We start from the raw sequence: 25,819 nt of genomic DNA, 5'->3' as shown, positions 1-25,819 counted from the left end.
GAGAGAGGGCCCCGGGAGATCCCGGGGCCCTCTCTCGTGCGTTCGGCGGATCAGCCGCTGAACTCCTCCTGGCTCCGGTGCGCCTGCTCCAGCAGGGTCTGCACGCCGGCCAGCTCGTTCTCCAGCTTGGCGATCCGGCCGGCGTTGCCGGCGGCGCGGGCCTTGTCCAGGTCGGCCCGGATCTTGTCGGCCTTCGCCTCGAACAGGCCGACCATGCCGGCGGCGCGCGCCTTGGCCTCCGGGTTGGAGCGCTTCCACTCGGCGTCCTCGGCCTCGCGGATGGCCCGCTCGACCGTGTTCAGCCGGCCGTCCAGCTTCGGACGGGCGTCGCGCGGCACGTGCCCGATCGCCTCCCAGCGCTCGTTGACCTCGCGCAGCGCCGCCTTGGCGGCCTTCAGGTCGGTGATCGGCAGGATCGCCTCGGCCTCGGTGGCCAGCGCCTCCTTGAGCTTCTGGTTGGCCACCTGCTCGGCGTCCCGCTCGCTGAACACCGCGGAACGGGCCTGGAAGAAGACGTCCTGCGCGCCGCGGAACCGCGCCCACAGCTCGTCCTCGATGTCCCGCTGGGCCCGGCCGGCGGACTTCCAGCGCGCCATCAGGTCGCGGTAGGCGGCCGCGGTGTCGCCCCACTCGGTGGACGAGGACAGCGCCTCGGCCTCGGCGACCAGCGCCTCCTTGGTCTGCCGGGCCTGCTCGCGCTCGGCGTCCAGGGTCGCGAAGTGCGCCTTGCGGTGCTTGGAGAAGACCGAACGGGCGTGCGAGAAGCGGTGCCACAGCTCGTCGTCGCTCTTGCGGTCCAGCCGGGGCAGGCCCTTCCAGGTGTCCACCAGGGCGCGCAGCCGGTCCCCGGCCTCCCGCCACTGGGTGGACTCGGCGAGCTGCTCGGCCTCGGAGACCAGCGCCTCCTTGGCGGTGCGGGTCTCGTCCTGGGCCTTGGCGCGGGCGGCCTTGCGCTCCTCGCGCCGGCTCTCGATCTCGCCGGCGAGCGTGTCCAGCCGCTTGGCCAGGGCGGCCAGGTCACCGACGGCGTGCCCCTCGGTCACCTGGGCGCGCAGGTGGTCCAGCGCGGCCTGGGCGTCCTTGGCGGCCAGGTCGGTGGTGCGCACCCGCTTCTCCAGCAGGCCGATCTCCACCTCGATGCCCTGGTACTTGCGCTCGAAGTAGGCGAGGGCCTCCTCGGGCGAGCCGGCCTGCCAGGAACCCACGACGCGTTCGCCGTCGGCCGTCCTGACGTAGACCGTGCCCTGCTCGTCGACACGGCCCCACGGGTCGCTGCTCATAGCGCGTCCTCCACATGACGTCGCGCCCGCGCCGGGGCGGCGCGCGTCCGTCGTCCACAGTTGATGTGCGGCGGACCGATGAGTCCGCCGTCCCCGTCCGCCGTGACTTGCTGCCGAGGGTGACGGCCAGGCGGGTACGGGCACCCTGATACAACGCCAACATAGGCGACCAGCCCCGGTGCTGTCCGCATCCGGGCCGGGCGATTTCGGGCCGGGGCCGCGCCGAGGCGCTTCGGGCGCCCCTTGCGGGCGGCCCCGGGAGATGTCAACTCTTTGCGGCGGTCACCGAGTTGAAGGTGACGTCGGCCATCGGGTGGCCGTCCGGGGCGCCCTCCAGGGTGCCCGCGGCGGCGATCTTCTGCACCGCGTCCAGGCCCCCGGTGATCTTGCCGAAGGGGGTGTAGTTCGGGGGCAGCTGGGTGTCCTTGTAGACCAGGAAGAACTGGCTCCCGTTCGTGCCGGGGCCGGAGTTGGCCATCGCCACGGTGCCCGCCGGGTAGGTCGCGCCGGTCAGGTTCTCGTCCGCGAACTTGTAACCGGGGCCGCCGGTGCCGCCCGGGACGGTCGCGCTGGCGGTCGGGTCGCCGCACTGGAGCACGAAGATGCCGTCGGTGGTGAGGCGGTGGCACTTGGTGTGGTCGAAGTACTTCTCCCCGGCCAGGAAGACGAAGGAGTTCACCGTGTGCGGGGCCTTGGCCGCGTCGAGCGCGAGCGTCACCTTGCCGCAGTTGGTGTCCAGCGTCGCGGTGTACGTACCGCCCGCGTCGATCGCCATGGCCGGCTCGGCCTGCCACTGCTTGCCGTTCGGCGCGCCCGGCGCCGGATCGGCGCAGCCCTCGACCGGCTTGCGGGTCGGGGTGGTCGGCTCGGCGCCCTGGCTCGGCGCGGCCTTGGCGGAGGAGCCGGCCGAAGCCGACTTGTCCTTGTCCGAGCTGAACGCCCCGGTGCCGACCAGCGCACCGCCGCCGGCCAGCACCACGACGGCGAGCGCGGCGCCCAGGATCGTGTTGCGGCGCCTGCGCGCGGACCGCGCGGCGACCCGCCGCTCCATCTGGCGCTCGTACTTCTCTCGGGCGAGCTGCCGCCGCCGCTGTTCGCTGCTGACCACCGGCCGTGTCTCCTACGGATGTGCTGGGAAAGTGGATGGGTACCGAAGCGGATCATCGCATCCATCGGCGGCCAAGTGTAGGGACCGGGCCTGTAAGAACGCGGTGAACCTGTCAGTGCGAACCGCGCGCGCCACCCCTATCTGGTTCGCAACCGCACCCGCACCGCCGGTAGGCTGCCTTTACCTCACTGGTTTGCTGCATGACTGGTGGCTGCATCCGACCCGGCAGCCGCGACCGTAGCCGCCACTGCCGACCGCATCACGAAGGACGCGCGTGTTCATCGCCGGATTCCCCGCTGGAGCCTGGGGCACCAACTGCTACCTGGTCGCCCCGGCGGCGGGCGAGGAGTGCGTCATCGTCGATCCCGGCCACCAGGCGGCACGCGGTGTCGAGGAGATGGTCCGCGAGCACGGGCTCAAGCCCGTCGCCGTGGTGCTCACGCACGGCCACATCGACCACGTGGCCTCGGTGGTCCCGGTCTGCGGCGCCCGCGGCGTCCCGGCCTGGATCCACCCCGAGGACCGGTACATGATGTCCGACCCGGAGAGGGCCCTCGGCCGCGCCCTGGGCACCCAGCTGATGGGCGAGCTCACCGTCGGGGAGCCCGACGACGTGCGCGAGCTCACCGACGGCGCCGTGCTGGAGCTCGCCGGCCTGCAGCTCACCGTGGACCACGCCCCGGGCCATACCGGGGGGTCGGTGACCTTCCGGACGCCCGGTGCCGAGGACCTCCCCCCGGTGCTGTTCTCGGGCGACCTGCTGTTCGCCGGCTCCATCGGGCGTACCGACCTCCCGGGCGGGGACAGCGAGGCGATCATGCGGTCGCTGGCCCGGGTGTGCCTGCCCCTCGACGACACCACCGTGGTCCTCTCCGGCCACGGCGGACAGACCACCATCGGCCACGAGCGCGCCACCAACCCCTACCTCCGACAGGCAGCAGGGGCGGCCGGCGCCCAGGCTTTCCCGCGACGAGGAATGTGACGGAAGAGAAGTTGAGCACCTTCACCGCCCCCAAGGGCACCTACGACCTGCTGCCCCCCAGCTCCGCGACCTTCCTGGCGATCCGCGAGCGCATCGCCGCGCCCGCCCGCCGGGCCGGCTACGGCTACGTCGAGACCCCGGTCTTCGAGGACGTGAAGCTCTTCTCCCGCGGTGTCGGCGAGTCCACCGACATCGTCAGCAAGGAGATGTACAACCTCACCACCCGCGGCGGCGACGAGCTCGCGCTGCGCCCGGAGGGCACCGCCTCGGTGCTGCGCGCCGCCCTCCAGGCCAACCTGCACAAGCAGGGCAACCTGCCGGTCAAGCTCTGGTACTCCGGCTCGTACTACCGCTACGAGCGCGCCCAGAAGGGCCGCTACCGCCAGTTCTCCCAGGTCGGCGCCGAGGCGATCGGGGCCGAGGACCCGGCCCTGGACGCCGAGCTGATCATCCTCGCCGACGACGCCTTCCGCTCGCTGGGCGTGCGCGACTACTCGCTGCTGCTCAACAGCCTCGGCGACAAGCAGTGCCGCCCGGTCTACCGCGCCGCCCTGGTCGAGTTCCTCGCCGGCCTGGACCTCGACGAGGACACCCGCCGCCGCGCCGGCATCAACCCGCTGCGCGTCCTGGACGACAAGCGCGAGTCGGTGCAGGCCCAGCTGGTCGACGCGCCCAAGCTGCGCGACTACCTGTGCGAGGAGTGCAAGGCGTACGACGAGAAGGTCCGCGAGCTGCTCACCGCGAACGGCGTGGCCTTCGTCGACGACCCGAAGCTGGTCCGCGGCCTGGACTACTACACCCGCACCACCTTCGAGTTCGTGCACAACGGCCTCGGCGCCCAGTCCGCGATCGGCGGCGGCGGCCGCTACGACGGCCTGTCCGAGATGATCGGCGGCCCGGCGCTGCCGTCCGTCGGCTGGGCCCTCGGCGTGGACCGCACCTTCCTGGCGATGGAGGCCGAGGGCATCGTCCTCGACCTGCCCGCCGCGACCTCCGTGTACGCCGTCGCGCTCGGCGAGGAGGCCAAGAACGTCCTGTTCGCCAAGGTGGTCGAGCTGCGCCGGGCCGGCGTCGCCACCGACCTCGCCTTCGGCGTCAAGAGCATCAAGAACGCCATGAAGTCCGCCGACCGGTCCGGCGCCCGCTTCGCCCTCGTGGCCGGGGACCGGGACCTCGCCGACGGCGTCGTCCAGCTCAAGGACCTGACCACCGGCGAGCAGAACCCCGTCGCCCTCGACGCACTCGTCACCACCCTGAAGGAGAAGCAGCTGTGATCCGCACGCACGACGCGGGCACGCTCCGCCCGGAGCACGCAGGCACCACCGTCACCCTGGCCGGCTGGGTCGCCCGCCGCCGCGACCACGGCGGTGTCGCCTTCATCGATCTGCGCGACGCCTCCGGCACCGTGCAGATCGTGGTCCGCGACCTCGACTCGGTGCACGGCCTTCGCGCCGAGTACTGCGTCAAGGTCGTCGGCGACGTCCGGGTGCGCCCCGACGGCAACGAGAACCCGGACATCCCGACCGGCGCGGTCGAGGTCGTCGTCAGCGAGATCGAGGTCCTCTCCGAGGCCGCCCCGCTGCCCTTCCCGGTCGCCGAGTACGAGCCGGGCACGGTCAACGAGGAGGTCCGGCTGCGCTACCGCTACCTGGACCTGCGCCGTGAGGGCCCGGCCAAGGGCCTGCGGCTGCGCTCGAAGGTCAACAACATCATCCGCCGGGTGATGGAGGAGAACGACTACCTCGACATCGAGACGCCGTACCTCACCCGCTCCACCCCCGAGGGCGCCCGCGACTTCCTCGTCCCGGTCCGCCTGCAGCCCGGCCACTGGTACGCGCTGCCGCAGTCGCCCCAGCTGTTCAAGCAGCTGCTGATGGTGGCCGGCATGGAGCGCTACTACCAGATCGCCCGCTGCTTCCGCGACGAGGACTTCCGCGCCGACCGGCAGCCGGAGTTCACCCAGCTCGACATCGAGGCCTCGTTCGTCGACCAGGAGGACATCCTTGCCCTCGGCGAGAAGATCGTCGGCTCGATCTGGCGCGAGGTGCACGGCTACGAGCTCCCCAACCCGCTGCCCCGGATGACCTACGCGGACGCCATGGCCCGCTACGGCTCCGACAAGCCGGACGTCCGCTTCGGACAGGAACTCACCGACCTCACCGCGTACTTCAAGGGCACCGAGTTCCGCGTCTTCCAGGCCCCGTACGTCGGCGCCGTGGTGATGCCCGGCGGCGCCTCGCAGCCCCGCAAGGCGCTCGACGCCTGGCAGGACTGGGCCAAGGCGCGCGGCGCCCGCGGCCTGGCCTACGTCGTCATCGACGCCGAGACCGGCGAGCTGCGCGGCCCGGTCGCCAAGAACCTGTCCGAGGAGCACCTGGCCGGCCTGGCCGCCGCCGCGGGCGCCAAGAACGGCGACGCGATCTTCTTCGCGGCCGGCAAGCAGCGCCCCTCGCAGGAGCTGCTGGGCGCCGCCCGCCTGGAGATCGGCCGCCGCTGCGAGCTGATCGACGCGTCGCAGTGGGCCTTCCTCTGGGTCGTCGACTTCCCGATGTTCGAGCCGATCGAGGACGACAAGGGCGAGTTCCAGGGCTGGCACGCGGTGCACCACCCGTTCACCGCCCCGACCGCCGAGTCGCTCGCGACCTTCGACACCGACCCGGGCTCGGCCCTGTCCAACGCCTACGACCTGGTCCTCAACGGCTCGGAGCTGGGCGGCGGTTCGATCCGTATCCACCAGCGCGACGTGCAGAAGCGGGCGTTCGACGCGATCGGCCTCTCCGAGGAGGAGGCGGCCTCGCAGTTCGGCTTCCTGCTGGACGCCTTCAACTACGGCCCGCCGCCGCACGGTGGCGTCGCCTTCGGCCTCGACCGCATCGTCACCCTGCTCGGCGGGTACGACACCATCCGCGACGTCATCGCCTTCCCGAAGACGTCCACCGGCGGTGACCCGCTGACCGGCGCCCCGACCCCGATCACCCCGGCCCAGCGCCGGGAGGCCGGCGTGGACGCCAAGCCGAAGCTGCGCGAGGACGCCGCGAAGTCCGACGCCTGACACCGGATCCGCTAACCTTCAACGGCCCCGGACGGTCCACCCACCGTCCGGGGCCGGTCCACAATGACGTGTGACACAAGGAGGGTTGACTCATGCAGGTGATCACAAGGGTCGAGTGTCCGGATGACGCCCCGGCGACCAGACGCGTCCACATGGCCGCGTTCCCCGGCCCGGACGAGGCGGACCTGGTCGACGCGCTGCGCCGCGATCCGGCCTGGCTGCCCGGGCTGTCGCTGGTCGCGGTCGACGAGACCGGGCTGGTGATCGGGCACGCGCTGCTGACCCGGCTGCGGGTCGGCGAGGACGGCGCGGGCCTCGCGCTCGCACCGGTCGCCGTCGCGCCCGAGTGGCAGCGCAAGGGCGTCGGCGAACTCGTCGTCCGGGCCGCGCTGTCGGCGGCCGAGAAGGCGGGGGAGAAGCTCGTGGTCGTCCTCGGCGACCCGGAGTACTACGGGCGGTTCGGCTTCAGCGCGGCCGGTCGGCACGAGGTCAGCGGGCCGTTCGAGGTGCCGGACGCCTACTTCCAGGCGCTGCCGCTGCCCGCGTACGACGGCGCTCCGCGCGGGCTCTGCCGCTACCCCGAGGCCTTCGTGGCGGTGTAGCCCGTCAGGTCGGATCCACCGACCGCGTTCCCACCCGGGGCTCCGTCCCACCCGACGTTCCCACCCGGGGCTCCGTTCCGTCCGACGATCCCAGCCGACCGAAGGGGACCGTGACCCGGCAGCTGCGCACGAACGCGGCCATCGCCGGCGTGAGTTCGCGGTCCTTCGGCCAGTACAGCCCGACCAGGCTCGGGCTGAGCCCCCGCACCGGCCGGTACGCGACGTCACCCCGTACGGCCAGCCGGCTCATCGTCTCCGGTGCGAAGCCGACGCCCTGACCGCACACCACCGCGGTCAGCCACTCGTCGGTGTTGTGCGCCACCGCGCCGATCCGCACCGGACGCCCGCCCCGCTCCCGGCCCGCCAGCCAGTACTCGCGCCAGTGCCCCGCCTCGTGCGGTATCGCCACGAACGGCTCGTCCAGCAGGTCCTCGACGGACAGCTCGGCCCGGTCGGCCAGCCGGTGCCCGGCCGGCAGCGCCACGACCCGCGCCTCCTCGCCGAGCAGAGCGACGTTGTAGTGCTCGACCAGCCACGCCGGGCCGTGCCAGAGCGTCAGGTCGATCTCGCCGGTGGCCAGGCCCGAGGTCGGGTCGAACCAGTTGTTCTGCCGCAGTTCCACCTGCCAGCCGGGCATCCGCCGGGCGAAGTCGGCGACGGTGCTGCGGGTCATCAGGTTGATGATGCCGCCCTCGAACCCCACGCGCAGCACCGAGCCCTGCTCGGCGGCGGCCGCCCGGGTGGCCCGCAGCGCGTCCTCCCAGCCGGCCAGCATCGCCCCGGCGTAGTCCGCCAGCGCCCGCCCGGCCGGGGTGGGCGCCATGCCGCGCCGCGAGCGCTCGAACAGCGCCACCCCGAGCAGCGATTCCAGTTGGCGGATCTGCTTGGTGAGCGTCGGCTGGGAGACGAACAGCCGGGCCGCGGCGGCGGTCAGCTGACCCTCCTCGCAGACCGCGGCGAAGCTGCGCAGCAGGCGGGTGTCGACATCCATGCCCCAAGGTTATGGAACCGGATATTGGACCCGTCCGGCAGGTGTGGGCCAAGGTTGGTCGTTCGGCGTCCGCGCCGACCGCACGGGGGAGCGCGGCAGCGGCGGTTCAGGGGGCCGCCGCTGCCGCCCGCCCGCCCGCCGACCTGCGGGGGCGGCCTCCAGCGCCTACGGTGAGTGCTCATCAGCAGCAGTCGGACGGAGGAGCCCAGGTGGCCGAGGAGCAGCGGACCGCGAAGCCGGAACGACTCGCGAGGAAGCCGTACGAGCGGGAACTGCTGCGGCTCCAGCAGGAACTGGTGAAGCTCCAGGAGTGGGTGCGGGTCGAGGGCGCCCGGCTGGTGGTGGTCTTCGAGGGGCGCGACGCCGCCGGCAAGGGCGGCGCGATCAAGCGGGTGACGGAGTACCTGAACCCGCGCATCGCCCGGGTCGTGGCGCTGCCGACCCCGACCGAGCGGCAGAAGACCCAGTGGTACTTCCAGCGGTACGTCGAGCAGTTGCCGGCCGCCGGGGAGATCGTGCTGTTCGACCGCAGCTGGTACAACCGGGCCGGCGTCGAGCGGGTGATGGGCTTCTGCACGGACGAGCAGTACTGGCAGTTCCTGCACCAGTGCCCGACCTTCGAGCGGATGCTGATCGAGGAGGGCGTCCTGCTGCGCAAGTACTGGTTCTCGGTGAGCGACACCGAGCAGGAACGGCGCTTCCGGGACCGGCTGGAGGATCCGATGAAGCGCTGGAAGCTCTCCCCGATGGACGTCGAGTCGATCACCCGTTGGGAGGACTACTCGCGGGCCAAGGACGAGATGTTCGTCTACACCGACACCCCGGACTCGCCCTGGCACGTGGTGGAGAGCGACGACAAGCGGCGGGCCCGGATCAACATGATCGCCCACCTGCTCTCCACCGTGCCGTACCGGGAGATCACCGCCCCGCAGATCGACCTGCCGCCCCGCCCGGCCCCGCGCGGCTACCAGCGGCCCCCGCGCGACCTGCAGAAGTACGTCCCGGACCACGCGGCCCGCCTCGACCGGCCGGACAGCGCCTGAGCGCGATGAGGCCGGCGGCTCCGGCGGGTGTGTCGGCGGCCTCGCATAGGCTTCCGGTGTGGACGAACCGGACCTCTTCACCGCCGCCGCCGAGGAACGCCAGAGCAGGGAGCCCGGCCGGGCGCCGCTGGCCGTACGGATGCGTCCGCGCACCCTGGACGAGGTGGCCGGGCAGCGGCAGCTGCTGAAGCCCGGGTCGCCGCTGCGGCGGCTGGTCTCGGGCTCGCGCGGGCCGGCGGCGACCAGCTCGGTGATCCTCTGGGGCCCGCCCGGCACCGGCAAGACCACCCTCGCGCACGTGATCAGCCAGGCCGTGGAGGGCCGCTTCGTCGAGCTGTCCGCGATCACCGCAGGGGTCAAGGAGGTCCGGGCGGTGATCGACGGCGCCCGGCGGGCGGTCGGCATGTCCGGCCGGGAGACGGTGCTGTTCCTGGACGAGATCCACCGCTTCTCCAAGGCCCAGCAGGATTCGCTGCTGCCGGCCGTGGAGAACCGCTGGGTCACCCTGATCGCGGCGACCACGGAGAACCCGTACTTCTCGGTGATCTCCCCGCTGCTGTCCCGCTCGCTGCTGCTCACCCTGGAGTCGCTGACCGACGAGGACGTCCGCGCCCTGCTGCGCCGCGCGGTGGCCGACGAGCGCGGCCTGGGGGGCGCGCTGGACCTGACGGCGGAGGCCGAGGACCACCTGGTGCGCCTCGCCGGCGGTGACGCCCGGCGGGCGCTCACCACGCTGGAGGCCGCGGCCGGGGCGGCGCTGGAGAAGGGCGAGGCGAGCATCACGCTGGCCACCACGGAGACGGCCGTCAACCAGGCGGCGGTGCGCTACGACAAGGACGGCGACCAGCACTACGACGTGGCGAGCGCGCTGATCAAGTCGATCCGGGGCAGCGACGTGGACGCCACCCTGCACTACCTGGCCCGGATGATCGAGGCGGGGGAGGACCCGCGGTTCATCGCCCGCCGGCTGATGATCTCGGCCAGCGAGGACGTCGGCCTGGCCGACCCGACGGCGCTCCAGACGGCGGTCGCGGCGGCCCAGGCGGTGGCCCTGATCGGCTTCCCGGAGGCGCGGATCATCCTCTCCCAGGCGGCGATCGCGCTGGCCCTGGCGCCCAAGTCCAACGCGGCCTACCTGGCGATCGACGCGGCGCTGGCGGACGTCCGGCAGGGGCTCGTGGGCGCGGTGCCGCCGCACCTGCGGGACGCGCACTACGGCGGCGCGGGCAAGCTCGGCCACGGCCAGGGCTACCAGTACCCGCACGACCTGCCGGAGGGCATCGCGGCCCAGCAGTACGCGCCGGACGCGGTGCACGGCAAGGACTACTACCAGCCGACCCGGCGCGGCGGCGAGGCCCGCTACGCGGACGTCGTGGAGTGGACGCGGGGCCGGCTCAGGGGCGAGTGAGAAGGGGCGGTCGAGCACCCGGTACAATCGGTCGGAGTGCCACGTCCCGGGACGGCGGCGGGGGATACCCCACCGACCGGCCACACCAGCGGGGCATCGGCCGTAGGCCTCCTCCGGGAGGCCCGCACCAGGAGCGTCGCGCACCGTTTCGGTGTCGCGGACGGCCCGGATTTCCGGGCTGTTCCGTGTGACCAGCACTTTTGTGCCCGGCTCCGGAGAGCGGCTGACCGCATCGCCTCGGCGATGGGTTGTCTCCGGGTCGCGAGATGCGACCTCCGTCAACACCTGGTGAAGCCGTATTCGTAAGCAAGGAAGGTTTGGTTCATGGCGAACCAGAAGCGTCCCAAGGTCAAGATCGCGCGTGCGCTCGGCGTGCCGCTGACCCCGAAGTCCGTCAAGTACTTCGAGGCCCGCCCGTACCCGCCCGGCCAGCACGGCCGTGGTCGCAAGCAGAACTCGGACTACAAGGTCCGTCTGCTCGAGAAGCAGCGTCTGCGCGCCCAGTACGACCTGAGCGAGAAGCAGATGGCGCGCGCGTTCGACCGCGCGAAGAAGGCCGAGGGCAAGACCGGTGAGGCGCTCGTCGCCGAGCTGGAGACCCGTCTGGACTCGCTGGTGCTGCGTTCGGGCATTGCCCGCACCATCTACCAGGCCCGCCAGATGGTCGTCCACGGCCACATCGAGGTCAACGGTGGCAAAGTCAACAAGCCGTCGTACCAGATGAAGCCGGGCTTCGTGGTGACCGTCCGCGAGCGCAGCAAGGAGAAGGTCCCGTTCCAGGTCGCCCGTGAGGGTGGCTACGCGGGCGAGGGCCAGACCCCGAAGTACCTCGAGGTCAACCTGAAGGCCCTGGCCTTCCGCCTGGACCGTGCGCCGCAGCGCAAGGAGGTCCCGGTGATCTGTGACGAGCAGCTGGTGGTCGAGTACTACTCGCGCTGACCCGTCGCGGTTCCGCATCCGCGGTACCTCGGCGAGCCCCCGTCGCCTTTCGAGGCGGCGGGGGCTCGCCCCTTTTCCGGTGGCGACTCCTGGTGCCGGTGGCTACCGGCTCTCGCCGGTCATCGCCGCGGCCAGCCGCAGGTGCGGGCGGGCCTCCTCGGCGCGGCCCTGGCGCTCCAGGGTGCGGCCGAGCATCAGCCGGGCGTAGTCCTCGGCCGGGTCGGTGTCCAGGATCCGGAGCAACTCAGCCTCGGCGCGGCCGAGTTGGGCGGAGTGGTAGTAGCTGCGGGCCAGCAGCAGCCGGACCGAGAGGTTGGCCGGCTCCTCGGCGAGCACGCCCTCCAGCATGCGGGCGGCGTCGGCGTAGGCCTTGGACTCGAAGTGGAACGTCGCGAGGCGGTACTCGTCGGCGGCGGTGGTCACGGCCACGGGGTGCTCCTTCCGGGTGGTTCCTTGCCTCCTCAAGCAATCGGCAAGCTTCAGCTATTCCTGGCCGGTGCGGGCGTCGGCGCGGACGGCACCGAGCAGGGCCCGGACCCGGGCTCCGGGCCGCCCGCCGACCCGCTGCCGCCCAGCGCCCGGGAGACCGCCGCGTCCAGGTCGAGCCGGGCCCCGGCCTGGTAGCACCGCTCGTACTCCTGCGCGGTCAGCCCCGCCCGGGCCCGCTCCGCGCACTCCCGGTGCGGGCCGGAGAAGGACCGCGAGCCCAGGAAGGGCACGCCGACCGTGCCCCAGATCCGGTGCGCGGCGCCCTGCAGCACCCGGGCCCCGCCCATGTCGCCCGGCGCGCCCGGGCCGCCCGGCTCGGTCTCCAGCAGCGCCAGCAGGTCGATCGCCAGCGCGATGCCCAGCAGGTCGTGGAACAGGTGGTTCAGCCGCAGGCCCTCCCGGGCCAGGGCGCGGGCCGCCCGGACGGCGCCGTCCAGCCAGTGCGCGTACGCCATCGCGTACAGCACGTACGCGTACGCCCACTGCTCGCCGTGCTCCTCGCACAGCTCACGGGCCTGACCGAACCAGAGCTCCCCGCTCTCCGGATCCCCCTGGAACAGGTACGCGAGGCCCAGCTCGCACATGGCCAGCACGACGTTGCTGTTGAGCTCGCCGATGGTCCGGTAGTGCCAGAGCGCCTCCTCGAACAGCTCGGCGGCGCGGTCCGGCTCGTCGCCGACCAGGGCCGCGCTGCCCTGCCGGTGGACGGCGTAGGCGAGCGCCCGGTCGTCGCCGGTGTCCAGGGCCTGGCGGCGGCACTCCTCCAGTGCCGGGCGGGCCGTCTCCAGGTCGCCTTGCAGGGTGGCCAGGTGGCCGGTCGCCCAGAGGGCCTTGGCGCGGGCCTCGGTCGGCTCGCGGTCCAGGGCGAGCGCGCGGTCCAGCCAGTGCCGCCCCTCGCCGAGGTGGCCGCAGCCGACCCAGTAGAACCACAGCGTGCCCGCCAGCAGCAGGGCGATCTGCTCCTCGCCGGGCTCGGCGAGGCAGAACTCCAGCGCCGCGCGGAGGTTGGGGTGGGCGAGTTCGGTGCGCTCGGCGGTCTCGGCCTGCCGGGGCCCGAACCACTCGACCTCGCCCCAGGTGGCCACGCCCAGGTACCAGTCGCGGTGGCGGCGCAGCAGCCGCGGCTCCTCGCCGGCGGCCCGCAGCCACTGGCCGCCGTAGTCGCGCAGGGTGTCCAGCAGCCGGAAGCGGACGCCGAAGGCGCTGTCCTCGCCCTGCACCACGGACTTGCCGACCAGTTCGTCGAGCAGGTCGAGCACGTCCTCGGCCTCCAGGCCGTCGCCGGCGCAGACGTACTCGGCGGCCTCCAGGTCGAAACTGCCGGCGAAGACCGACAGGCGGGCCCAGAGTAAACGTTCCTGCACGGTGCAGAGCTCATGGCTCCAACCGATCGTGGTGCGCAGCGCCCGGTGCCGCGGCAGGGCCGTCCGGGAGCCGCCGGTGAGCAGTCGGAACCGGTCGTCCAGCCGGGCGGTGATCTGCTCGACCGACAGCGCGCGCAGCCGCCCGGCCGCCAGCTCCACCGCCAGCGGGATGCCGTCCAGGCGGCGGCAGAGCAGGCTCACCGCCTCGGCGTTGGCCTCGGTCAGCGCGAAGGAGGGCAGCACCGCCCGGGCCCGCTCGGCGAACAGCCGCACCGCGTCCGGCAGCCCGCCCGGATCGCTCGGATCGCTCGGTCGAGGGTCGACCGGCAGCGGGGCCAGGGTGAGCAGGTGCTCGCCCGAGGCCCGCAGCGCGGCGCGGCTGGTGGTCAGCACCCGGAGGCCGGGCAGCGCCCGCAGCAGTGCGTCCGCCAGGTCGGCGCAGGCCTGCACCAGGTGCTCGCAGCCGTCCAGCACCAGCAGCGCGCGCCGGCCGGCGAGCCGCTCGGTGAGCAGGTCCAGCGGCGGGCGGGCGGTGTCGTCCGGCAGCCGCAGCGCCTCCAGCACCGCGCGGCCGAGCAGCAGCGGGTCCTGCACGGGGGCCACCTCGACCAGCCAGGTGCCGTCCGGGAAGGCGTCGGCCGCCCGGGCGGCGGCGCTCAGGGCCAGCCGGCTCTTGCCCACCCCGCCCGGCCCGGTCACCGTCACCAGCCGGGCGCCGGCCAGCAGGCCCGCCAGCTCGGCCAGCTCCCGCTGCCGCCCGACGAAGCCCGTCACCTCGGCCGGCAGCCGGCCGGGCTCCGGCTCGCGCGGCCACGCCGCGGGTTCCCCGGGCTGTGCTCTCCAGTCGCCGGCCAAGCGCTGCTCCCCGTGTTCCTGGCCCGGACCGTCGGGCCCGGACGTTCGTCGGGCCGTACGGGCGACGGCCCGCCTGGCAGAACGAGGTGACCGGCCGGTAGGTTACGCGCGCGGCTCGCACATCCGACCGGTTCGGCCGGGGGCCGACGCGACGGCGGACCCCGGGGCCCGGCGACAACCCGGTCCGGAAACCGGGCGTGGGCGCGATAGGGTTCCGTCTGGAGAACAGCAAGGCGAGGGAGCGCGCAAAGGTGTCCGTGGGAGAGCTGGCCGGGTTGCTCGTCGCCGTGTTCTGGGCGGTCCTGGTCACCCTGCTCGCCGTGGTGCTGGTCCGCCTCTCGCGCGTGCTGAAGGAGGCCACCGTCCTCGTCTCCGCCGTCACCGAGCAGGCCGTCCCGCTGCTGAGCGACGCGGGCGCCGCCGTGCGCAGTGCCAACCAGCAGCTGGAGCGGGTGGACGAGATCACCGCCAACGTGCAGGACGCCGCCGCCAACGCCAACGCGCTCTCCTCCACCGTCGCCGCCACCCTGGGCGGGCCGCTGGTGAAGGTCGCGGCCTTCAGCTACGGCGTCCGCAAGGCCGTCGCCAAGCAGCAGGGCGGCCAGCCGTCCGTGCCGTCGCAGAGCGGCGAGCGCGAGGAGCTGGCCCGGCTGATCCGGGCCGAGGTGCGCGCCGCGACCGCGCCCAGGAACGGCCTGCTCTCCCGGGTCCGGCGCGCGGTGAGGGGCTGACGGCATGGTGCGACGCGTCTTCTGGATGGCGGTCGGCGCCGGTGCGACCGTGTGGGCCATGAACAAGGCCAACGAGGCCGTGCACCGGCTCACCCCGGACAGCCTCTCCGGCACCGCCACGCGCGGTGCGCTGCACCTGGGCGACCTGGCCAAGCAGTTCGCCCAGGACGTGCGGGCCGGCATGGCCGAGCGCGAGGAGCAGCTGAAGGACGACCTCGGACTGCACGGCACCGCCGTCGTCGAGCCCGGGAGCACCCGCCGGGTCCTGCGCGGCGAGCCGCAGTACCGAGCTATCTCGGCGGCGCCCGGCAGCCCGGCCGCCGCCCTGCCCCCGTCCGGCCCCCGCCCCGTGTCCCGTGGGGCCCGCACCACCACCCGAGCCATTGAAGAAACGCCCCGCCGCGCCCTGCCGCAGCGGGGCGGCACCCCGAACCGGAAGGACCAATAATGGAGTCGGCTGAGATCCGCCGCCGCTGGCTGCGCTTCTTCGAGGAGCGCGGCCACACCGTCGTTCCGTCGGCGTCCCTGGTCGCCGACGACCCCACCCTGCTGCTGGTCAACGCCGGCATGGTGCCGTTCAAGCCCTACTTCCTGGGCGAGGTCAAGCCGCAGTTCTCGCGCGCCACCAGCGTCCAGAAGTGCGTGCGCACCCTGGACATCGAGGAGGTCGGGAAGACCACCCGGCACGGCTCCTTCTTCCAGATGTGCGGCAACTTCTCCTTCGGCGACTACTTCAAGGAAGGCGCCATCAAGTTCGCGTGGGAGCTGCTCACCAGCTCCGTCGCGGACGGTGGCTACGGCCTGGAGAAGGAGAAGCTCTGGATCACCGTCTACCAGGACGACGACGAGGCCGAGCAGATCTGGCGTGACGTCATCGGCGTCCCGTCCGAGCGCATCCAGCGCCTCGGCATGAAGGACAACTTCTGGTCGATGGGCGTCCCCGGCCCCTGCGGCCCGTGCTCGGAGATCAACTACGACCGCGGCCCCGCGTACGGCGAGGAGGGCGGCCCGGCCGTCAACGGCGAGCGCTACCTGGAGATCTGGAACCTGGTCTTCATGCAGTACGAGCGCGGCCACGGCGACGGCAAGGACGGCTTCGAGATCCTCGGCGACCTGCCGAGCAAGAACATCGACACCGGCCTCGGCCTGGAGCGCCTCGCCGCCATTCTCCAGGGCGTCGACAACCTCTTCGAGATCGACACCAGCCGGATGATCCTCGACCGCGCCGCCGAGCTCACCGGCCACACCTACGGCGCCGACCACAAGTCGGACGTCTCGCTGCGCGTGGTCACCGACCACATCCGCACCGCGCTGATGCTGATTGGCGACGGCGTCACCCCCGGCAACGAGGGCCGCGGCTACGTGCTGCGCCGCATCCTGCGCCGCGCCATCCGCAACATGCGCCTGCTGGGCGCCACCGGCGTGGTGGCCAAGGACCTCACCGACATCGCCATCAAGGCGATGGCTCCGCAGTACCCGGAGCTGGAGAGCGACCGCAAGCGCATCGAGACGGTCGTCGTCGGCGAGGAGGCGGCCTTCCTGCAGACGCTCAAGGCCGGCACCAGCCTGCTGGACGCCGCGGTCACCGAGACCAAGCAGGCCGGCGGCGCGGTCCTCTCCGGGGACCAGGCCTTCAAGCTGCACGACACCTACGGCTTCCCGATCGACCTCACCCTGGAGATGGCCGAGGAGCAGGGCCTCCAGGTGGACGAGTCCGGCTTCCGCCGCCTGATGCAGGAGCAGCGCAACCGCGCCAAGGCGGACGCCAAGGCCAAGAAGATGGGCCACGCCGACGTCGCCGCGTACCGCGAGGTCGCCGACAAGTCCGGCGCGAGCGTCTTCACCGGCTACAACCTCACCGAGGGCGAGGCCAGCGTCGTCGGCCTGCTGGTGGACGGCGTTCCGGCGCCGGCCGCCTCCGAGGGCGACGAGGTCGAGATCATCCTCGACCGCACCCCGTTCTACGCCGAGGGCGGCGGCCAGCTCGCCGACCACGGCCGGATCCGGCTGGAGTCCGGCGCGGTGGTGGAGATCCGCGACGTGCAGCAGCCCGTCCCGGGTGTCATCGTGCACTCCGGCGGGGTGCTGTTCGGCGAGGTCGTGCTCGGCGCCTCGGCGTACGCCACGATCGACACCGAGCGCCGCCGGGCGATCGCCCGCGCCCACTCGGCCACCCACCTGACCCACCAGGCGCTGCGCGACGCGCTCGGCCCGACGGCCGCCCAGGCCGGCTCCGAGAACGCCCCCGGCCGCTTCCGCTTCGACTTCGGCTCGCCCGCCGCCGTCCCGGGCACCGTGCTGGTCGACGTCGAGCAGAAGATCAACGACGTGCTGGGCCGCGAACTCGACGTCACCGCCGAGGTCATGACGATGGATCAGGCCCGCAAGGCCGGCGCCATCGCGATGTTCGGCGAGAAGTACGGCGACGAGGTCCGGGTCGTCACCATCGGTGACTTCTCCAAGGAGCTGTGTGGTGGCACGCACGTCGGCAACACCGCCCAGCTGGGTCTGGTCAAGCTGCTCGGCGAGTCCTCGATCGGCTCCGGCGTGCGCCGCGTCGAGGCGCTGGTCGGCGTCGACGCGTACAAGTTCCTGGCCCGCGAGCACACCGTGGTCTCCCAGCTGACCGAGCTGGTCAAGGGGCGCCCGGAGGAGCTGCCGGAGAAGATCTCGGGCATGCTCGCCAAGCTCAAGGACGCCGAGAAGGAGATCGAGCGCTTCCGCGCCGAGAAGGTGCTGGCCGCCGCGGCGGGCCTGGCCGACTCGGCCGAGGACGTGCACGGCATCTCGGTGGTCGCCGCGCAGGTCGCCGACGGCGTGGGCGCGGACGAGCTGCGCAAGCTGGTGCTGGACGTGCGCGGCCGCCTCGGCTCGCGCCCGGCCGTGGTCGCCGCCTTCACCGTGGCGAACGGCCGCCCGCTGACCGTGATCGCCACCAACGAGGACGCCCGCGCCCGCGGCATCAAGGCCGGTGAGCTGGTCCGGGTCGCCGCCAAGACCCTCGGCGGCGGCGGTGGCGGCAAGGACGACGTCGCCCAGGGCGGCGGCTCCAACCCGGCCGCGGTCGGCGAGGCCGTCGCCGCGGTGCGCGGCCTGGTCGCGGAGCGCGCCAGCTGATGGTCGAGGAGCCTCAGGTGGAGCGGCCCTTCCGGCGGGGGCGGCGGATCGCCGTCGACGTCGGTGACGCCCGGATCGGGGTCGCGTCCTGCGACCCCGACGGGGTGCTCGCCACGCCCGTGGAGACCGTTCCGGCCGGGGTGAAGTCGCAGGCCAGGATCGCCGCCATCGTCGAGGAGTACGACGCGGTGGAGGTGATCGTCGGGCTGCCCCGCTCGCTGAGCGGCAAGGAGGGCCCGGCGGCGGAGAAGGTCCGCGCCTACGCGACGCGGCTGGCCAACCGGCTGTACCCGGTGCCGGTCCGGCTGGTCGACGAGCGGATGTCGACCGTCACCGCCACCCACGGGCTGCGCGCCTCGGGTGTCAAGGCGAAGAAGGGCCGCTCGGTGGTCGACCAGGCCGCCGCGGTGGTGATCCTGCAGACCGCCCTTGAGTCCGAACGGGTGAGCGGGAACCCGCCTGGTGAGAGCGTCGAGGCGGTCGGCTGACCGGCCTGATCTAACGTCCCGTCGAGGGGTCCGTGCGGACGCGTCCGCACGGACCCCTTTCGAACGTTTCGGCACTGCCGAGGGGACGCGAGCCATGACCGACCAGGACTTCCACCCGGGTCTCACGCCCGGGCACCTGGGTGCGCCGGTGCTGGAGCCGGAGGGCCGGCCGCCGGGCGCGCCCCGCATGCGCTCCGATGCACCCGATCCGCACCGACGGCGTAACGGACTGGCCTGCGCGCTCACCGCGCTCGCCCTGGTCGCGGTGTTCGGCGGGGCGGGTCTCGCCGGCTACGCCTGGCTCCAGGGGCAGCGCACACCCCCGGCCGCCGCCGACTTCGCGGGGCAGGGCACCGGCAGCGTCCAGGTCTCGGTGCCGGAGGGCGCGGGCCTGTCCCAGATCGCGTCCACTCTGGTCCGCAACGGGGTGGTGGCCAGCTCGCTCGCCTTCACCCGGGCGGCCAAGGGCAGCGCCGCGGCCGCCGGGCGGATCCAGCCCGGCACCTACACCCTGAAGCAGCGGATGTCGGCCGCGGCCGCGCTGACCGTGCTGATCGACCCGGCCAACGCCAACGGCCTGACCATCCCCGAGGGCTGGCGCGGCTACCAGATCTACGTGGCCATCGACCACAAGCTGCATCTGCCGGAGGGCACCACCCAGCGCGCCGCCCAGGAACAGGGCGCCGAACTGGGCCTGCCGGACTTCGCCAAGGGCAGCCCCGAGGGCTACCTCTTCCCCGCGACGTACAGCGTCACCGACGGGACCACCGCGATCGACCTGTTGAAACAGATGGTGGAGCGGGCCGGCAAGGAGTTCAGCCGGGACGACGCGAACGTCGTCGCGCAGAACCTCGGGCAGAGCCTGTACGGGCTGGTCACCGTGGCCAGCATGGTCCAGGGCGAGGCCGACAACAACGAGGACATGGGCAAGGTGGCGCGGGTCATCTACAACCGGCTCGCCAAGGGCATGCCGCTGCAGCTCGACTCCACGATCAACTACGCGCTCGGCCGGTCGACCCTGAACACCACCGTCACCGACACCCGGCTGGACTCCCCGTACAACACCTACCTGCACCCCGGGCTGCCGCCCACGCCGATCTCCAACCCGGGGCGGCAGGCGATCATGGCGGCGCTGGACCCGGCGCAGGGGGACTGGCTCTACTTCGTCACCGTGAAGCCGGGGGACACCCGCTTCACCGACAGCTTCGACGTGCAGCAGCGCAACGTCGCCGAGTTCAACGCCAACCGGGCGTCGGCGAAGCCGAGCGCCTCGGCGCTGCCGTCGGCTTCGGCCGGCGAGTCGGCCCCCGACTCCGGGCCGCCGGCGCCGGCGCCCGAGCCGGCGCCCGAGCCGAGCGAGGACGGGTGAGGTCGGACACCGACGGCACGTCCGCCCTGCCGGGGGCACGTGTGCGGTACGGTAACGTCTCCTCCCAGGCGCTGCGCTAGCACGCCGGTTCGAGAATCAGCCGGGACCGCGTCCCGGACGGCCGGTCCGATCCTCCGGCCGTCTTCGTCGGTTAAGGGGATCAATGACCGATCTGGGTCGGGGCTACGGCCCCCAGGGCTCTGAGCCGTGGCACCCCGGTGACCCCGGGTACGTCGGCCAGCAGCCGGTCCCCGGCCAGCAGGACGGCCAGTGGCAGCAGTATCCCCAGCAGGGCGAGCCGGTCCAGCAGTATCCCCAGCAGCAGGGCGAGCCCGTCCAGCAGCCGTACGGAGACATGCCGCAGCAGGGGTATCCGCAGCAGCAGATGCAGCAGATGCCGCAGCAGGGGTACCCGCAGGGGTATCAGCAGCAGGGGTTCCCGGGCGGACAGCAGCAGTACCCGCAGCAGCAGGTGCCCCAGCAGCAGGTGCAGCAGGGCTACCCGCAGCAGCAGATGCCGCAGCAGGGGTATCCGCAGCAACAGCAGCAGATGCAGCAGATGCCTCAGCAGGGGTACCCGCAGGGGTATCAGCAGCAGGGGTTCCCGGACGGTCAGCAGCAACCGGGCATGGCGCAGCAACCTGGCATGGCGCAGCAGCAGGGGATGGCCCCGCAGCAGCCCCAACAGCTTCAGCAGCCCGGCGTGCAGCAGCAGCCGGGCATCCCGCAGCAGGGCGCGCAGCCCGGGCGGCGGCGTCGCGCGGCGCCGGAGCCCGAGCCGGCCGCGCCCGTCAGCGGCCCCGGTCCGGACGGCATCGACTGGGAGGCCGAGGCCGCCGCGCTGGAGGCCGGCGCCGACCCGGTCGGCGGGCACGCGCCCGAGACCGACGAGTGGGACGGCCACCCGGACGGCTTCCAGGAGGACGGTCACGAGGACGGCCACCACGAGGACGCCGAGTACCGCGACGAGGACGGCCACGTCGAACAGGAGGGCTTCCTCGGCGAGGAGGACTCCTCCCGCGACGCGCAGAAGAAGCGCAAGGAGAAGGGCAAGAAGTCCGGCCGCCGCAACGGCGGGGCCTGCCTGCTGGTCGCGCTGGTGCTGGTCGGCGCCCTGGGCGGGGCCGGCTGGTGGGGCTACGGCTTCTACCAGGACCACTTCGGGCCGCCGCCGGACTTCACGGGCGAGGGCGGCAGCCCCGTCCAGGTCGAGGTCAAGTCGGGTGCGGTCGGCGGTCAGATCGGCCTGGCGCTGAAGAGCGCCGGCGTGGTCAAGAGCGTCGACGCCTTCAGCAAGGCCTGCGACGCCGAGCCGAAGTGCAAGAGCATCCAGCCGGGCTACTACTCGCTGAAGAAGGAGCTGCCGGCCGCCACCGCGCTGAGCGAACTGCTCAACGGGGCCGGCGGTGCGGGGCTGGTCATCCCCGAGGGCAAGACCGCCGCCGACATCTACACCCTGATCGACGGGAAGCTGAAGCTGCCGCAGGGCACCACGGCGGGTGTCGCCAAGGCCCAGGTCGGCAGTCTCGGCCTGCCGGCGTACGCGAACGGCAACATCGAGGGCTTCCTCTGGCCGACCCGGTACAACATCGCCGACGGCATGAAGCCCGAGGACCTGCTCAAGCAGATGGTGAAGAACGCCACCGACAAGTACGCGACCCTGGACGCCGACGCGTCCAAGGCCGGCCTCAAGAACGCGTACGAGGTGGTCATCGAGGCGAGCATCCTGCAGCGCGAGGGCAACAACGTCGAGGACTTCGGCAAGATGGCCAGGACCATCCAGAACCGGCTGTCGAGCGATGCCGTGCGCCACACGCTCGGCATGGACACCACGCTGCAGTACTCGCTGGGCCGCAAGGACCTGGACAAGAAGGACATCAACGACGGGTCCAACAAGTACAACACCTACATCAACCCGGGCCTGCCGCCGACGCCGATCTCCAACCCCGGCGACGACGCGCTCAAGGCGGTGCTCAACCCGGCGGACGGCAAGTGGCTGTACTTCATCGCGATGTCCCCGACCAAGACCCTCTTCGCCGAGACGGACAAGGAGCACGCGGCCAACGTCGAGGCGTACTGCAAGGCGGCGGGCCAGGGCTTCGACAAGGTCGGTCTCCACTGCACCACCAAGTAGCCGCCGCCGCACCGCCGTTCACGGAGGAACAGCGTTGACCAGCAAGCACCGGGCCGCCGTCCTCGGCTCGCCGATCGCCCACTCGCTCTCGCCGGACCTGCACCGGGCCGCCTTCGCGGCGCTCGGGCTGGACGGCTGGCGCTACGACCGCTTCGAGGTCGACGAGGCCGGCCTGCCCGGATTCCTCGCCGGGCTGGACGAGGCCGAGTGGGCCGGGCTGTCGCTGACCATGCCGCTGAAGCGGGCGATCATCCCGCTGCTGGACGAGGTCAGCGCGACGGCCCGCGCGGTGGACGCGGTGAACACCGTGGTGTTCACCGCCGACGGGCGGCGCACCGGGGACAACACCGACGTCCCCGGGCTGGTGAACGCGCTGCGCGAGCGGGGCATCACCGAGGTGTCGGCCGCGGCCGTGCTGGGTGCCGGGGCGACCGCCTCCTCGGCGCTGGCGGCGCTGGCCCAGGTCTGCACCGGCGAGGTGACCGTCTACGTGCGCAGTGCGGAGCGGGCCCGGGAGATGGCGGAGCTGGGCGAGCGGCTGGGCGTCGCCGTGCGCACCGCCGACTGGGAGCTCGGCGCGCAGGCGCTGGCGCGGCCGCTGACCGTCTCGACCACGCCGGTCGGTGCGACCGACGTGTTCGCCGGGGCGCTGCCCGCCGCCCCGGGGGCGCTGTTCGACGTGCTGTACCACCCGTGGCCGACGGCGCTGGCCGAGGCCTGTGCCGCGCGCGGGGCGACCGTGCTCGGCGGGCTGGACCTGCTGGTGCACCAGGCGGTGCTGCAGAGCGAGGCCTTCACCGGGCGGGCGCCGGGGCCGCTGGCGGCGATGCGCGAGGCGGGCGAGAAGGCCCTCGCCGGACGCTGAGACCGCGCCGGTGGCCGGATCGCGCCGACCACCGCCCGGCCGGGTGGCCGGAATCGTGCCGACCACCGTCCCGCCGACTGACCGGTTGCCGTCCGTCACGCGGACTGGGCCTCCAGGTGCCGCCGGGACGTGAAAGGATTCAGGGGAAAAGGCACGCCCGGGCGGGCCCCGGCAGGTGCCGAGGCCGGTCCGCTGATGAAGGAGCTCCGTTGGGTACGTTGCGCTGGCTGACGGCGGGGGAGTCGCACGGCCCCGCACTCGTCGCGACGCTGGAAGGCCTGCCCGCCGGTGTACCGGTCACCACCGCGGTGGTGGCCGACGCGCTGGCGCGCCGCCGGCTCGGTTACGGTCGCGGCGCACGGATGAAGTTCGAGCAGGACGAGGTGACGTTCCTCGGCGGCGTCCGGCACGGCGAGACCATGGGCAGCCCGGTGGCGGTCATGGTCGGCAACACCGAGTGGCCGAAGTGGGAGCAGGTCATGTCGGCCGACCCGGTCGACCCCGAGGTGCTGGCCGGTCTGGCCCGCAACGAGGCGCTCACCCGCCCCCGCCCCGGCCACGCCGACCTGGCCGGCATGCAGAAGTACTCGATCGACGAGGCACGTCCGATCCTGGAGCGCGCCAGCGCCCGTGAGACGGCCGCCCGGGTCGCGCTCGGTGCCGTCGCCCGCGCGTACCTGAAGGAGACCTGCGGGATCGAGATCGTCAGCCACGTGGTCGAGCTGGCCGCCGCCAAGGCCCCGGCCGGTGTGCTGCCGCTGCCCTCGGACGAGGCGCGGCTGGACGCCGACCCGGTCCGCTGCCTGGACGCCGACGCGTCGAAGGCGATGGTCGCCGAGATCGACCAGGCCCACAAGGACGGCGACACCCTCGGCGGCGTGGTCGAGGTGCTCGCGTACGGCGTGCCGGTGGGTCTGGGCTCGCACGTGCACTGGGACCGCCGGCTGGACGCCCGGCTGGCCGCCGCGCTGATGGGCATCCAGGCGATCAAGGGCGTCGAGGTCGGCGACGGCTTCGAGCTGGCCCGGGTGCCCGGCTCGCAGGCGCACGACGAGATCGTCCCGACCCCCGAGGGCGTCAAGCGCACCTCCGGCCGCTCCGGCGGCACCGAGGGCGGCCTGACCACGGGCGAGGTGCTGCGGGTGCGTGCCGCCATGAAGCCGATCGCCACCGTGCCGCGGGCGCTGCAGACCCTGGACGTGCGCACCGGTGAGCCGGCCAAGGCGCACCACCAGCGCTCGGACGTCTGCGCCGTGCCGGCCGCCGGGATCGTCGCCGAGGCGATGGTCGCGCTGGTGCTGGCCGACGCGGTGAACGAGAAGTTCGGTGGTGACCACGTCTCCGAGACCCGCCGCAACGTGCAGGGCTACCTCGACAACCTGATCATCCGATGACCGTTCCGGTCGTTGTGCTGGTCGGCCCGCCCGGCAGTGGCAAGTCCACCGTCGGGCGGGCCCTGGCCGAGCGCCTGGGCGTCGGTTTCCGGGACACCGACGCCGACATCGAGGCGCTGGCCGGCAAGCCCATCCCGGAGATCTTCGTCGACGAGGGCGAGCCGCACTTCCGCGAGCTGGAGGTCCGGGCCGTGCGCACGGGCGCCACGGAGCACGACGGCGTCCTGGCACTCGGCGGCGGCGCGGTGATGGCCGAGGCCACCCGTGCCCTGCTGCGCGAGCTGCCGGTCGTCTTCCTGGAGGTCCCGCTGGCGGACGCGGTCAAGCGGGTCGGCCTGGACGCCCCGCGCCCGCTGCTGGCCATCAACCCGCGGGCCCGCTGGCGCGAGCTGATGGAGGCCCGCCGGCCCCTCTACCTGGAGGTGGCCACCGCCGTCGTCGACACCGCCGGCCGCACCCCCGAGCAGGTCGCGGACGCCGTACTGGAAGCACTGGAGCTGAAGACCCCCCATGACTGACCCCATCGTCAGGATTCACGTCGGCGGCAACGCCGGCCACGACCCGTACGACGTGCTGATCGGCCACCAGCTGCTCGGCGAGCTGGCGCCGCTGATCGGCACCCGCGCCAAGCGGGTCGCGATCATCCACCCCGAGGCGCTGTCCGCCACCGCCGACGCCATCCGCGAGGACCTGCTCGGCGAGGGCTACGAGGCGATCGCGCTCCAGGTGCCCAACGCCGAGGACGCCAAGAGCGCCGAGGTCGCCGCGTACTGCTGGTCGGTGCTCGGGCAGACCGGCTTCACCCGCAGCGACGTCGTCGTCGGCCTCGGCGGCGGCGCCACCACCGACCTGGCCGGCTTCGTCGCCGCGACCTGGCTGCGCGGCGTCCGCTGGATCTCCATGCCCACCACGCTGCTCGGCATGGTCGACGCGGCCGTCGGCGGCAAGACCGGCATCAACATCGCCGAGGGCAAGAACATGGTCGGCGCCTTCCACCCGCCGGTGGGCGTGCTGGCCGACCTCGACACCCTGGCGACCGTGCCCAAGCACGACTACGTCTCCGGCCTCGCCGAGGTCATCAAGTGCGGCTTCATCGCCGACCCGGCCATCCTCGACCTGATCGAGGCCGACCCGGAGGGCGCCAAGACCCCGGACGGCCGGCACACCGTCGAGCTGATCCGCCGCGCCATCCAGGTCAAGGCCGACGTGGTCTCCGGGGACCTCAAGGAGTCCGGCCGGCGCGAGATCCTCAACTACGGCCACACCCTCGGCCACGCCATCGAGCGCAACGAGCGCTACAAGTGGCGGCACGGCGCCGCGATCTCCATCGGCATGGTCTTCGCCGCCGAACTCGGCCGCCTGGCAGGCCGGTTGGACGACGAGACGGCCGACCGGCACCGCACCGTGCTGGCCTCCGTCGGCCTGCCGCTGCGCTACCAGGCGGACGCCTGGCCGAAGCTGCTGGACGCCATGAAGATCGACAAGAAGTCGCGCGGCGACCTGATCCGCTTCATCGTCCTGGACGGCCTCGGCAAGACCTCCGTCCTGGAGGGCCCCGACCCGTCCCTGCTGGTCGCCGCCTACGCGGAGGTCTCGGCGTGACCAGGG

At 72.8% G+C, this 25,819-nt stretch carries 23 protein-coding genes; 17 read left to right on the top strand and 6 right to left on the bottom strand.

The genetic code is table 11. The features are described 5' to 3' along the window. Positions 1-50: 50 nt before the first annotated feature. Together OG556_RS06115 and OG556_RS06110 are read right to left on the bottom strand one after the other, a co-directional pair. Positions 51-1,280, bottom strand: coding sequence for a DUF349 domain-containing protein (locus tag OG556_RS06115; RefSeq protein WP_371516212.1), 1,230 nt, complete (start codon positions 1,278-1,280; stop codon positions 51-53). A gap of 265 nt (positions 1,281-1,545) precedes the next feature. Beyond that, positions 1,546-2,388, bottom strand: coding sequence for a peptidylprolyl isomerase (locus OG556_RS06110; RefSeq protein WP_371516211.1), 843 nt, complete (start codon positions 2,386-2,388; stop codon positions 1,546-1,548). A 274-nt stretch (positions 2,389-2,662) separates the two neighbouring features. On the opposite strand from OG556_RS06110, the gene OG556_RS06105 reads away from it, so the two are divergent. The 4 genes from OG556_RS06105 (at position 2,663) to OG556_RS06090 (ending at position 7,024) form a co-directional block, all read left to right on the top strand. Continuing rightward, complete coding sequence (locus OG556_RS06105; RefSeq protein ID WP_363618252.1) at positions 2,663-3,370, top strand: MBL fold metallo-hydrolase; 708 nt, start codon at positions 2,663-2,665, stop codon at positions 3,368-3,370. 11 nt (positions 3,371-3,381) lie between these two features. Next, positions 3,382-4,644, top strand: coding sequence for a histidine--tRNA ligase (gene hisS / locus OG556_RS06100; protein WP_371516210.1), 1,263 nt, complete (start codon positions 3,382-3,384; stop codon positions 4,642-4,644). Then, positions 4,641-6,422 carry an aspartate--tRNA ligase gene (aspS, locus tag OG556_RS06095; RefSeq protein ID WP_371516209.1) on the top strand — a complete coding sequence of 594 codons (1,782 nt, stop codon included), beginning with the start codon at positions 4,641-4,643 and terminating at the stop codon, positions 6,420-6,422. Before hisS ends, aspS begins: the two co-directional genes overlap by 4 nt. A gap of 92 nt (positions 6,423-6,514) precedes the next feature. Then, complete coding sequence (locus tag OG556_RS06090; protein WP_371516208.1) at positions 6,515-7,024, top strand: GNAT family N-acetyltransferase; 510 nt, start codon at positions 6,515-6,517, stop codon at positions 7,022-7,024. Positions 7,025-7,028: 4 nt separating this feature from the next. Here OG556_RS06090 and OG556_RS06085 read toward each other — a convergent pair whose 3' ends face one another. Further along, a complete protein-coding gene (locus OG556_RS06085) occupies positions 7,029-8,015 on the bottom strand; it encodes a LysR family transcriptional regulator (protein ID WP_371516207.1) in 987 nt (328 codons plus the stop codon). 209 nt (positions 8,016-8,224) lie between these two features. Between OG556_RS06085 and ppk2 the strand changes: the two genes are divergently transcribed. The 3 genes from ppk2 (at position 8,225) to rpsD (ending at position 11,405) form a co-directional block, all read left to right on the top strand. Next, complete coding sequence (gene ppk2 / locus OG556_RS06080; RefSeq protein ID WP_371516206.1) at positions 8,225-9,058, top strand: polyphosphate kinase 2; 834 nt, start codon at positions 8,225-8,227, stop codon at positions 9,056-9,058. Positions 9,059-9,116: 58 nt separating this feature from the next. Continuing rightward, positions 9,117-10,466 (top strand): replication-associated recombination protein A, encoded by a 1,350-nt coding sequence (locus tag OG556_RS06075; protein ID WP_371516205.1) that lies wholly within the window; start codon positions 9,117-9,119, stop codon positions 10,464-10,466. A 324-nt stretch (positions 10,467-10,790) separates the two neighbouring features. Next, on the top strand, positions 10,791-11,405 hold the full coding sequence (gene rpsD / locus OG556_RS06070; protein WP_063346792.1) for a 30S ribosomal protein S4: 615 nt from the start codon (positions 10,791-10,793) through the stop codon (positions 11,403-11,405). 102 nt (positions 11,406-11,507) lie between these two features. On the opposite strand, the gene OG556_RS06065 is transcribed toward rpsD, so the two are convergent. Together OG556_RS06065 and OG556_RS06060 are read right to left on the bottom strand one after the other, a co-directional pair. Further along, positions 11,508-11,828 (bottom strand): tetratricopeptide repeat protein, encoded by a 321-nt coding sequence (locus OG556_RS06065; RefSeq protein WP_371522589.1) that lies wholly within the window; start codon positions 11,826-11,828, stop codon positions 11,508-11,510. A gap of 56 nt (positions 11,829-11,884) precedes the next feature. Next, complete coding sequence (locus OG556_RS06060; protein WP_371516204.1) at positions 11,885-14,113, bottom strand: regulator; 2,229 nt, start codon at positions 14,111-14,113, stop codon at positions 11,885-11,887. A gap of 251 nt (positions 14,114-14,364) precedes the next feature. On the opposite strand from OG556_RS06060, the gene OG556_RS06055 reads away from it, so the two are divergent. From OG556_RS06055 to mltG (OG556_RS06035), 5 genes are all read left to right on the top strand, one after another. Continuing rightward, entirely contained in the window at positions 14,365-14,844 is a 480-nt protein-coding gene (locus OG556_RS06055; RefSeq protein ID WP_063346789.1) for a DUF948 domain-containing protein, read from the top strand. A 4-nt stretch (positions 14,845-14,848) separates the two neighbouring features. Continuing rightward, positions 14,849-15,292 (top strand): DUF6167 family protein, encoded by a 444-nt coding sequence (locus tag OG556_RS06050; protein WP_363583102.1) that lies wholly within the window; start codon positions 14,849-14,851, stop codon positions 15,290-15,292. Next, positions 15,292-17,961: an alanine--tRNA ligase gene (gene alaS, locus OG556_RS06045; protein WP_371516203.1), complete on the top strand. Its 2,670-nt coding sequence runs from the start codon at positions 15,292-15,294 to the stop codon at positions 17,959-17,961. The genes OG556_RS06050 and alaS overlap by 1 nt, the downstream gene beginning before the upstream one ends. Before the next feature lie 17 nt (positions 17,962-17,978). After that, positions 17,979-18,449, top strand: a complete 471-nt coding sequence (ruvX, locus tag OG556_RS06040; protein ID WP_244293307.1) for a Holliday junction resolvase RuvX — start codon at positions 17,979-17,981, stop codon at positions 18,447-18,449. 94 nt (positions 18,450-18,543) lie between these two features. Further along, complete coding sequence (mltG, locus tag OG556_RS06035) at positions 18,544-19,818, top strand: endolytic transglycosylase MltG (RefSeq protein WP_371516202.1); 1,275 nt, start codon at positions 18,544-18,546, stop codon at positions 19,816-19,818. Positions 19,819-19,978: 160 nt separating this feature from the next. Here the strand turns inward: mltG (OG556_RS06035) and OG556_RS06030 are convergent, their stop codons facing one another. Further along, a complete protein-coding gene (locus OG556_RS06030) occupies positions 19,979-20,458 on the bottom strand; it encodes a hypothetical protein (RefSeq protein ID WP_371516201.1) in 480 nt (159 codons plus the stop codon). Between OG556_RS06030 and mltG (OG556_RS06025) the strand changes: the two genes are divergently transcribed. From mltG (OG556_RS06025) to aroB, 5 genes are all read left to right on the top strand, one after another. Beyond that, a complete protein-coding gene (mltG, locus tag OG556_RS06025; RefSeq protein WP_371516200.1) occupies positions 20,447-21,952 on the top strand; it encodes an endolytic transglycosylase MltG in 1,506 nt (501 codons plus the stop codon). The genes OG556_RS06030 and mltG (OG556_RS06025) overlap by 12 nt on opposite strands. Positions 21,953-21,986: 34 nt before the next feature. Next, positions 21,987-22,817 (top strand): shikimate dehydrogenase, encoded by an 831-nt coding sequence (locus OG556_RS06020; protein ID WP_371516199.1) that lies wholly within the window; start codon positions 21,987-21,989, stop codon positions 22,815-22,817. Positions 22,818-23,026: 209 nt separating this feature from the next. After that, a complete protein-coding gene (gene aroC, locus OG556_RS06015; RefSeq protein WP_350877858.1) occupies positions 23,027-24,211 on the top strand; it encodes a chorismate synthase in 1,185 nt (394 codons plus the stop codon). After that, on the top strand, positions 24,208-24,729 hold the full coding sequence (locus OG556_RS06010; RefSeq protein ID WP_350877857.1) for a shikimate kinase: 522 nt from the start codon (positions 24,208-24,210) through the stop codon (positions 24,727-24,729). The genes aroC and OG556_RS06010 overlap by 4 nt, the downstream gene beginning before the upstream one ends. Next, positions 24,722-25,813 (top strand): 3-dehydroquinate synthase, encoded by a 1,092-nt coding sequence (gene aroB / locus OG556_RS06005; RefSeq protein WP_371516198.1) that lies wholly within the window; start codon positions 24,722-24,724, stop codon positions 25,811-25,813. Before OG556_RS06010 ends, aroB begins: the two co-directional genes overlap by 8 nt. Positions 25,814-25,819: the final 6 nt, after the last annotated feature.

Source organism: Kitasatospora sp. NBC_01300, assembly GCF_041435235.1.
In the GTDB taxonomy this organism is placed as follows: Bacteria; Actinomycetota; Actinomycetes; order Streptomycetales; family Streptomycetaceae; genus Kitasatospora.
Note: the sequence above shows the minus strand (reverse complement) of the source record. Positions and strands in the feature narration are given on the sequence as shown.